This is a genomic window from Paenibacillus sp. FSL R5-192, assembly GCF_000517845.1.
GTDB lineage: Bacteria > Bacillota > Bacilli > Paenibacillales > Paenibacillaceae > Paenibacillus > Paenibacillus amylolyticus.
Genome location: NZ_ASPR01000015.1, coordinates 328,940 through 338,492, shown reverse-complemented (window position 1 = coordinate 338,492; position 9,553 = coordinate 328,940). Strand labels below are relative to the sequence as shown.

Genomic DNA, 9,553 nt, shown 5'->3' with positions numbered 1-9,553 from the left:
ACGAAATTGTAGCTTGGCAGTTGTCTAAACGGAACGATGTTCAGCTCGTATTGGATACGGTAGAACAATGGACACAAAAAAGAGACGTTTCGGAAGCCGTGCTCCATTCGGATCAGGGCTTCCAGTATACGTCTCAGGCGTACAACACACGATTAGAAGCATTCGGCGTCAAGGGCAGCCACTCTCGCAAAGCAACCTGCCTGGATAACGCATGCATCGAATCCTTCTTTTCGCATCTCAAGACAGAGAAGCTGTACCTTAACCAGTGTAATTCAGAAGCAGAGATTCGACAAGCCGTGGAAGATTACATGTACAATTACAACTACCGACGTTTTCAAGCCAAACTCAAACAGCGCGCACCGATTGAATATCGATGCGCACTGGCAGCATAGCTTTTTTCATCTGTCTACTTGACAGGGGTAAGACCATTATGTAAAGTCCCATCGGTTTCTTTAGTTTTAGGATAGTTCGGTTGAAGGCCACAGATGCTGTGAATCTAAAATATAAGTCGATAAAATTATGTCTACTGATCAAAAAAATGGGTTACTATGTAGCAAACTAGCAATGGTTGCTTACCAGAGGCCTATGAAGTAACAACCACCTATATTCATCTTACGAGTTATATTCATTGTAAGCATCTTCAGTCGTCTGCACGTTCTTCAGATACACGATCTGCCCTGACTCGTTCACACGCATAATATCTATACCCGCCTTCGCATACACCGTGCCATCTACTGCTTGCCCGCATACTGCCCAGTTAGTTCGATAACTGCCGTCGGGCTGAAGAACCCATGCATCCGACATATGTTTAATGTCTTTATTGTATTCATAAAAAGTCTTAATAACCACCTCGAATCCTGTACAACTGCTACCGTTTGAAACAATTTCAGCATTCTGCGTGAACAGGGATAACAAGTCCTTCATAGCCCGATCGTCAGTGCGAGATGCATCAAACAAGCGAAAATAATTATTTAACATCGTGATGTTTGCATCGGTGTTCAGAGAGTTGGTAGTATTGCCAGCGGTAAGGCCATAAATTTATCCTTTTCAAATTGAAAATTCAGATCTGTTAATACTTGTTGATTACCAAAACTCTTTTTAAACTCTGAAGTACCAATTTCATTTCATTCGGGGTCATTGAACAGTGCATACGGGGGGCGTGACTAGGCGGAAAGTTGTGACTGTGAATGTCTTCTCTTCAGTGAAGAAATCTCGTTTGGTAGTGAAATGTAAAAACTTCATAAATTCCTTCGTTTTTATACCACTCCTTCTTCATTTGCGTCCTGTAGTATGTCTTACATCGGGATAACGAAGGAGCACAACGAATGAAGAAAACGATGATGTTAACCTTACTCATAGTCATTACGGCAGGAATGATCTGGTGCAACTGGGGGCTTGTTAGGACAGGTCAGAATCAAATGGAATCTACAGCTGGCACCAGCGGCTGGCAGGAAAATAGGCTTATTGCACATGCATTTGGTGGAGTTAACGGTGCTAGCTACACCAATTCTTATGAGGCGTTTATAACCAATTACAATAGAGGGTACCGTTTGTTCGAGGTTGATCTGGTGCAGACGACGGACGGGAAACTTGTAGCCAGACATGATTGGTCGCAGAGGCTACAGCCGGATTTGGCCGCTCATCGCGGACGAAACGTAACAACGCTTCAGTTTGAAAACTCGCTTATCATGGGAAGATTCCACCCTCTTACACTGCCGGACATACTGCAGCTGATGCAGCAATATCCTGATTTTGACTTAATTGTGGATACAAAAGCAGGCAACAAAGAGCAAATTCAGCAGCAGTTTGCGCATCTAGTCAATGAGGTTCGACGTACGGATCCTGCACTGCTCAACCGGATTATACCTGAAATTTTCAGCCCGGAAATGTATGACACGGTTATGGGAATCCACCCCTTTCCAAACAAAATATATTCACTTTACAAAACTGGCGCCTCCGCCGAAAGTATTGTAGAATTCGTAAGGGACAAACAACTGACAGCGGTTGCCATGCCTGTATACCGTGTGTATCTAAACCCCAATTTAGTTCCAACACTACATAAGTTTGGGGTGAAAAGCTATGTTCACACCGTCAACAGCAGACCGGTTATGCAGATTCTGTCCAGGTTCGGGGTGCATGGATTTTACACGGATCAGGAAGAATCACCAGCGGAGCTGATGCTTGCAGACGCTCCCCCCGGCCATGTTGAATTTTCGGGATACATGAGTTCCGGATTAGTAAATATAAGAAATATCGTGATGAAGGTGAGAATTAATGGCTATAAATAACATTCTTGTTGTAGACGATGAACCGGAAATTCGAGAAGCGCTCGTTATTTATTTGAAAAGCGAAGATGTGGATGTATTAACTGCCTCTAACGGATTGGAGGCGCTGGAAATTCTTGAACAAGAAACCATTCATCTTATTATCATGGACAACATGATGCCACAGCTCGATGGAATTAAAACGACATTTAAAATTCGTGAAAACAAAAATATACCGATCATTATGCTTTCCGCCAAGTCAGAAGATAGCGACAAGATTTTGGGACTCAACGTTGGGGCTGATGACTATATTACGAAGCCGTTCAATCCTCTAGAGCTGATCGCTAGAGTCCGATCTCAGCTGCGCCGGTTTACGAATTTAGGTTCCTTCCAGTCAAACGGGGATGAGCTCATTCAAGTAAGAGGACTCGTGCTGAACAAAAGCTCGAAGACTGTTGAGATAGATGGAGAGGACGTCAGATTGACCCCGAAAGAATACAAAATTTTAGAGCTGCTGATGGAGAACAAGGGCAGAGTTTTCTCAATCGAAGAGATTTATGAGCGCGTGTGGAATGAACTGATCTTCACTTCAGAGAATACGGTTGCCGTACATGTGAGAAACATTCGTGAAAAAATTGAAATCAATCCCAAAGACCCAAAATATTTAAAGGTGGTATGGGGAATTGGATACAAAATCGAGAAAAAATAAAGCCGATCGGAAGGTACCAATTGACCTTATTGTCATCATTGTCGCCGCGATTTTATGGAGCCTCGTACTCATAAACAGGTATTCATACACGGGGTTGAGTCTGAGCTATTCAACTTCAAGTTACATCCAGGCACTGCTTGCCATTATTATTCTTTGCCTGCTGGCAAGCAGACTGTTTCTTTATTTTAAGGCACCCCATAATAGTCGTTCCTTCTGGCATGGCAGTCTGCTGATGGATTACTTTCATATTTGGAGAACCGGTCTTAGAGCCAGTTTACAAAACTGGAGACTAACGTTTAGCCTCATCATGATGCTTTTGCTAACCGCGATAGCCGGCATTTGTATTTGGCAGGCAGTCACATACTACGGACAGGGGTGGCTTCTACTTTATTTGTTGCTCTACGTGTTGTTCTTCGTTCCATATATACTTTCCAAGCTTAGAAGATTCATCGCCATTATCAACGGGAGCAAAGAGATTGCCGAAGGGAACATTCAGAACACAATTCAGGATACCGGCAAGGATGATCTATCCAAGCTTGCTGGCTATATTAACAATATGAAAGCCGGGTATCAAAGTGCGCTGGAGAATCAGATGAAGAGCGAACGGTTAAAAACAGAGCTGATTACCAACGTATCACATGATTTGAAGACCCCACTTACTTCTATTATCAACTATGTTGATTTATTAAAAAAAGAAAATCTGTCTACAGAGACCACCCGATCCTATATTGAAACCCTGGACCGGAAGGCGCTACGGATGAAGCTGTTGATTGAAGACCTGTTCGAAATCTCAAAGATGGCCAGCGGTACAGTAGAGCTGGATATTGAGTACGTCGATGTCGCGACATTGTTGACACAGGCGATTGCCGAGTCCAACACCAGTATAGGACAAGCGTCGCCTGTGATTCGGGAGAGGATTGCGAAATTCCCGATCCATGCACATTTGGACGGCAATAAAATTTGGCGTGTATTCGAAAATTTAATTGGCAACGCGCAGAAATATTCGCTTCCGGGAACCAGAATCTATATTTATTTGAACGAGTCTGATGATCTGGTGCTATTCAAAATTCAAAATACTGCTGCTTATGAGATTGATTTTGCTGCGGAAGAGTTGTTCGAACGTTTCAAAAGAGCAGATGAATCCCGCCAGACAGAAGGCTCCGGCCTAGGGCTGTCCATTGTGAAAAGTATCGTTGAGCTGCACGGCGGGGAGATCAAAATTGAAATTCATGGTGATCAATTCAACGTTATTCTGCATTTGCCCAAGCAGCGCTTAATTTAAAAGTCCTAAAACTACGTTAACCCTCAATGCTCCTTTTCAGGAGTATGAGGGTTAACTTTTCTTTTTTATCAGGTATTAAAGGTGAATCGTATGAATGGCTTACCAACATCGATTCCTAAATATTAGTCCAAAAGGCTGTAGATCTGAATGCTCTCCACCTTGGCATCCTTGATATGGAACGACATCACATCCACATAATTGGATGGCTCGTAACGGAAGTCATCCTCCTCATTAGGGGCTCCATCACCAAGCAGTTTCCCCTCAGGGTAGGCGTTTTTGAGTGTATCCAGGCTATCTCCTGCTTTAATGTTTCGCACTGTCGCGTACTTGGGATCTGTGATTTCGATATGAAAGATGGAGTCTTGTTTTCCCTCTGGTATACTGATTGTTTTAATCTCCAGACCAGGATACGTATAGACCTTTTCTGTAAAACCGATTAACGTATCCATGTTTGTTCCATCGTCGGCACTGTACGTATGAGATTTCAGGTTATCCGGTTTGCCCAGCATCTGTTCCATCTGATCTTCATTCGCTGTATCCGAAATCGCAATGGTGTGCTCATTATAGACAAAAGCAAGCTCCTTCAGCACCACATTACCTTCCTTCTCCATCGAACCTTCTTTAATAGCTTCAGTACCCTTTTCTTCCGAACTTTCGGAAGCAGGCGCATTCGCATTTGTTGCTCCTTCGCCTTTGCTCTGTTCATTCGCTGTGTTCTGTCCGGTTGCTGGGGGCGTAGCATCATTGGACTGACAGCCCGTTAATGCCACCGTTAGTAAAGCACCTAGTACGATAAAACCTGCAGCTTTCTTTGTTAACTTCATCATGATCCCTCCATAAATGTGTGATTTGTTCTTATGAAGTGATTATAAATAAAACATTTGTTAGTCTCATAACAGAAATGTACCAATCTTGTAACGTTAATTATTTACGATTGTGTTTCCGCACGGGGCAACACAATCGTAACGGTCGTCCCTTCCCCGATTTGACTTTCCATGTCAATATAACCATTAAACCGCTCGACAATCTCCTTGCAAATAGAAAGCCCAAGACCTGAACCGTTCGCTGTGCTAGCATTTTTGGCCCGGTAAAAACGTTCCTGCACTCGCTCCAGCTCCTCGCCCGAGATACCGATACCTTGATCACGTATCCGTATAACTACCTCGCTTGGCGTATATTCCAAATTCAATTCGATCAGCGATGGACTGCCGGAATATTTGATGGCATTGTCCACAACGTTGGCGATTGCATGGGACATCAGCATTGGATTCACGTTGGCGTAAACTCTTGTTTTACCCTCATCATCCGGTTCTTCCTCCGCCTGACTAACTCTGATCTCTATCCCTTTATCCTTAGCCTTGGCACCCATACTCATTGCAACTTGCTGAATCAGTTCGTTCATCTCCGTTTTCTCGACTTCCAGTTCGTTAGAACCAGCCTTGTCGAATCGGGATAACAACAACAGTTCATTAATCAAACGTGTCAGCCGATCCGATTCCTGCAGCAGATGAGCATAGATTTTTTGCAACTCCTTGTCCTCGTTTTCCCCTTCAACCAAGTACTGAGAGAAACCACGAATGGCTGCCAAGGGTGTTTTTAACTCGTGAGATACGTTGGAGACAAATTGTTTCTGGTACTGAATGTAATCATGAAGCTGCCGCCCCATGGAATCCAGTCCATCTGCCAGCATGCCCAGTTCATCCTTCCGGTTGAGATGAACTCTCAGAAACTCCTGTCTAGAGAAACTTTGCGCAGCGCTAAGCAACAGTTTAATCGGCTTGGTTGTGTTGCGGGCAATCCACAGGCTGGATAAGGTAATCAGCACAATAAATCCGCCTGCACCGACAAACAGGATATAACGGATTTGATCCATAATCGCATAAAAGTAGGAAATGTCCTCCACGAACTCATACACATAAGCGTTCTCGTAGAATTGATCCTGAATGGGCGTAGCAAAATAAAGCAGATGATTTTCCGTAACGGTGTAGGCATAACTGCCGCTCAGTGCTTTCTCAATATTCTTTTCAAAAATAAGAGGTTTGCCATCATTAATGATGATGCCATCCACAGCCAAGCCCAGCAACTGCTTGGAGCTGTCATAGATACGTACTTCTTTGCCTGAAGCTTTCAGCTTCTCTAGAGCAAGTCTGACAATTTCCTTGGTCTGGGGCTCTCCTGAGGATGACCTATGCTGTGATAACACCTCACGGAAGGACAACTCGGACAGATCCGCCTTCTCCATCATCTGTTTCTCAATGGTAATGAAGCTGTAGTAATCGATGGCTTTATTCACCGCAAAAATGATGATGCCAAAGGACAGCACGGAGAAAAATAAATAATTCAGCAGTAACCGGGTTGCATACTTCAGGCCTCGCCACCTCCAAGTTGATAGCCAAATCCATAGATCGTCCTGACATACTTCGGTTCGTCCGCGTTATCCTCCAGCTTCTTCCGTAACCGCATGATGGTCATATCCACACTGCGACTGTCTCCCATAAAGTCATATCCCCATCCGATCTGCAGCAGCTCATCCCGAGTAAAGATCTTGTCTGGCCTTTTGAGTAACGTTTCCAGAATTTTAAACTCTTTGGCCGTTAAAGACACGGGTACATCGTTTTTTAGCACCCTGCGGCTTTCCAGATCAAATGTCAGTTCTTCATGAATGATGCGTGTAGATTTCACTTCGGTTCCTTCACTTGATTCTTCCTTGCTCTCGTTTCTTCTCAGAATGACCTTGATCCGAGCGAGCAATTCACGATTGTCAAAGGGTTTGGTCATGTAATCTTCCGCCCCTAGCTCTAGTCCCAACACCTTGTCGATCACCTCATTTTTGGCAGAGAGCATGATCACAGGAATGGCACGCTTTCCGGTAATTTCCTTACACAAGTCATATCCGGAGCAGTCTGGCAGCATCAGATCAAGTACGACTAAATCGGGTTGAAAAGAGTCGAGCAGCTGCAAGCCCGTTTTGCCGTCCTCTGCGGTCTGCACATCGTAGTTTTCTCGCCTTAGCACCAGCTCAATTAAATCTCGAATTGCGATTTCATCATCAATGACTAGGATTTTCTTCAACTGTACACCCCTATCTAGCCTTGTTTTCACCAGCTTCAATCAACTATTAACCCATCTTAGCACAGACACTTTAGATTCCTCCACCAACTGGAAGGTGAGGTATATTCCACTCAGCCCAACATAACTTGTAATAAACTCGAAGAAAGGAGAACAATCCATGGATCTGCTTTGGGTACTCATTGTTGGTGGACTTATTGGCTGGTTAAGCGGCAACTTGATTGGGCGGGACGTACCGGGCGGTGTACTTGGGAACATTATTGCGGGTTTTGCGGAGCCTTCCGAAGACGTTAACATAGAGAGGCGGAAACCGATCCCGTCGTTCATTAGTACAGGATAAACATCAAAGGACCGAAAGCATTCATCGATAGAGGATGAACACTTACGGTCCTTTTTTTATTTTTGTACTGATTTTCCATTGTCGTGTTTTTCGGAAGATTGGTTTTTGGCTGTTATCATCCCCTGAGCCAAAAGACACATCCACCATCCTCTTCATTTCTTTTCTAAAGTGCTTTGACGAGTTTGTTTTATCTAACTCAGCCCGCCGTTTATCTTGCTTCTTATGCTTCGTCAAGTTGTTCAGAAGCTACTAAGCGATGCGCCGAGACAAGCTGTCCGGCAGCATCCTTACCCCAAACTGAAATTTGAACTTGTTGCTCTGCTAAACCACTCGTTGTAAAGACAAATTCAAAAGAATTAAAGTCTGCGTAATAATTTTTGGTTAGGACTTGATTAGGATTTATAGAAATTAACTCAAGTACATATAGTGTTCTTGTTCCATTCAAATAATAACCCTGAATCAAGATATTTGAGCCATCGACTAAGTTGCGATTATCTATTTTGATCGTCAACTGTTGTGTCGGCCTTACACTATTAACAGGATTATTTTCTATCGGTCCGGTGGATAAAATCATTCTCTCTTACCCCTTCCCAACATCTATTGTATTTCATTATGACCTGAGGTTTTACCAGCTCTCAGCAACTCTAAATACCACATCAACTATATTTGAGCCTGCCCCACCAATATTTGATACAGCTAATGTTACGACCTGATTTTCAGGAAGCGTGAAGTCCAATAGTTCTGATGAAGCTAATATTCTGGCAACACCTGTTCCGCCTCCTGTAACACCTTGAAACACTACTTCTCCTCCGGTAATCGTTGTAGACGAATTGTTTACCAACAGAGCCGTTTCACTATCGGGAATGATCGTTGTAGCTGTTGGATAATTAATAAATGCTCCATCGAGAGTTCCACCCACAAGTACTTGATAACTAAGATCTACGGATGAGATAATGTTTAGTTCTTCTAGATCCACCTGAACAGAGTTCGTTCTAGCTGATCCCGAAGGGAAGATTGCTTTTCTTGTAAATGATAGGACGGGCGTTAGTGTTGATGTAAGATTAGTAATCCTTCTCCTCTCCGAAGTGACCCTAAAAGTAGGATCATATTTTCCGATAATACTATATTGTCTTCCTCCTACAAAAAGGGTATAAGCTTCTGCAGTTCCGTTATTATCGATTTGTGCTCTTAATGGGAGGTTCGGGTCAATAAAACTCGTTTGACCTGTTGGAGAGAATCGATGGACGGTAATTACCTCTTGCGCTAAAGTCGACGGATTAGGGATGACCACTCTAAATTCGATTACTCCATATCCATACCAAGTAAATACGATTTGAAATATATTCCCTTTAGATAAACTAAGCGTCGCTCCACTCGGACCTGTTCCATCTAATCGGTCTACATTCCATAAACTTTGAGGAAATGTTGTATCGGAGCCTCCTCGCCGTATGACCACGAATACATTTGTGCTATTTACTCCAAAAAAAGCCCCGTTCTGATCGTCAAAAAATCCCCATCTTCCAATCTGGTTGCCTATCGGCAGTATAGGTACTCGAACGCCAATTCCGGCTTCTCCTGCGTATCCTGGCTCATACCTGCCTCTTAATACACTTTCTAGAATGGCCGAATCTGTTCCGTTAATGGTATTGCTTAGGTTATATTCGGTTGCATCATTAGTAACCGCCCCATCCCCGGTGGTCGTAACGGAATCTCTTAGAATGGATAGACCATATGCAGATGTTAACTCCACGATTGGGGTTTTTTCCGATACAATTAGCTCATTGAATTGCGAACTTACATTCGGACCAATATTCGAGATAATAATATCCGACAAAATAGTTCCTCCTTCGCAGAAAGGGAAAAGTGAATCCCTCCTCTTCTACTACTTT

Annotated in this window: 10 protein-coding genes and 1 pseudogene; 5 read left to right on the top strand and 6 right to left on the bottom strand. The window is 43.5% G+C overall.

The features are described 5' to 3' along the window. The coding region (locus C161_RS16335; protein ID WP_036671523.1) for an IS3 family transposase at window positions 1-392 on the top strand (392 nt) is incomplete at its 5' end. 220 nt (window positions 393-612) lie between these two features. On the opposite strand, the gene C161_RS16330 is transcribed toward C161_RS16335, so the two are convergent. Beyond that, complete coding sequence (locus C161_RS16330; RefSeq protein WP_235193835.1) at window positions 613-978, bottom strand: nuclear transport factor 2 family protein; 366 nt, start codon at window positions 976-978, stop codon at window positions 613-615. Between the two features lie 347 nt (window positions 979-1,325). On the opposite strand from C161_RS16330, the gene C161_RS16325 reads away from it, so the two are divergent. From C161_RS16325 to C161_RS16315, 3 genes are read left to right on the top strand one after another with little or no spacing between them, the layout of a single operon-like run. Then, on the top strand, window positions 1,326-2,288 hold the full coding sequence (locus tag C161_RS16325; protein WP_051449773.1) for a phosphatidylinositol-specific phospholipase C/glycerophosphodiester phosphodiesterase family protein: 963 nt from the start codon (window positions 1,326-1,328) through the stop codon (window positions 2,286-2,288). Beyond that, window positions 2,275-2,973, top strand: a complete 699-nt coding sequence (locus tag C161_RS16320) for a response regulator transcription factor (protein ID WP_036613934.1) — start codon at window positions 2,275-2,277, stop codon at window positions 2,971-2,973. The genes C161_RS16325 and C161_RS16320 overlap by 14 nt, the downstream gene beginning before the upstream one ends. Further along, entirely contained in the window at window positions 2,948-4,255 is a 1,308-nt protein-coding gene (locus C161_RS16315; protein ID WP_051449772.1) for a sensor histidine kinase, read from the top strand. Before C161_RS16320 ends, C161_RS16315 begins: the two co-directional genes overlap by 26 nt. A 122-nt stretch (window positions 4,256-4,377) precedes the next feature. On the opposite strand, the gene C161_RS16310 is transcribed toward C161_RS16315, so the two are convergent. From C161_RS16310 to C161_RS16300, 3 genes are all read right to left on the bottom strand, one after another. Beyond that, window positions 4,378-5,082, bottom strand: a complete 705-nt coding sequence (locus C161_RS16310; protein ID WP_235193834.1) for a hypothetical protein — start codon at window positions 5,080-5,082, stop codon at window positions 4,378-4,380. 101 nt (window positions 5,083-5,183) lie between these two features. Beyond that, a complete protein-coding gene (locus tag C161_RS16305; RefSeq protein WP_235193833.1) occupies window positions 5,184-6,548 on the bottom strand; it encodes a sensor histidine kinase in 1,365 nt (454 codons plus the stop codon). Window positions 6,549-6,619: 71 nt separating this feature from the next. Then, window positions 6,620-7,327: a response regulator transcription factor gene (locus tag C161_RS16300; protein ID WP_036671517.1), complete on the bottom strand. Its 708-nt coding sequence runs from the start codon at window positions 7,325-7,327 to the stop codon at window positions 6,620-6,622. Between the two features lie 157 nt (window positions 7,328-7,484). Between C161_RS16300 and C161_RS16295 the strand changes: the two are divergent. After that, window positions 7,485-7,595: pseudogene (locus tag C161_RS16295) on the top strand (GlsB/YeaQ/YmgE family stress response membrane protein); the annotation flags it as partial. Window positions 7,596-7,884: 289 nt separating this feature from the next. Here C161_RS16295 and C161_RS16290 read toward each other — a convergent pair. Both C161_RS16290 and C161_RS16285 read right to left on the bottom strand, forming a co-directional pair. Beyond that, a complete protein-coding gene (locus C161_RS16290) occupies window positions 7,885-8,238 on the bottom strand; it encodes a hypothetical protein (RefSeq protein ID WP_036671514.1) in 354 nt (117 codons plus the stop codon). 51 nt (window positions 8,239-8,289) lie between these two features. After that, window positions 8,290-9,498: a hypothetical protein gene (locus tag C161_RS16285; protein ID WP_036671512.1), complete on the bottom strand. Its 1,209-nt coding sequence runs from the start codon at window positions 9,496-9,498 to the stop codon at window positions 8,290-8,292. Window positions 9,499-9,553: the final 55 nt, after the last annotated feature.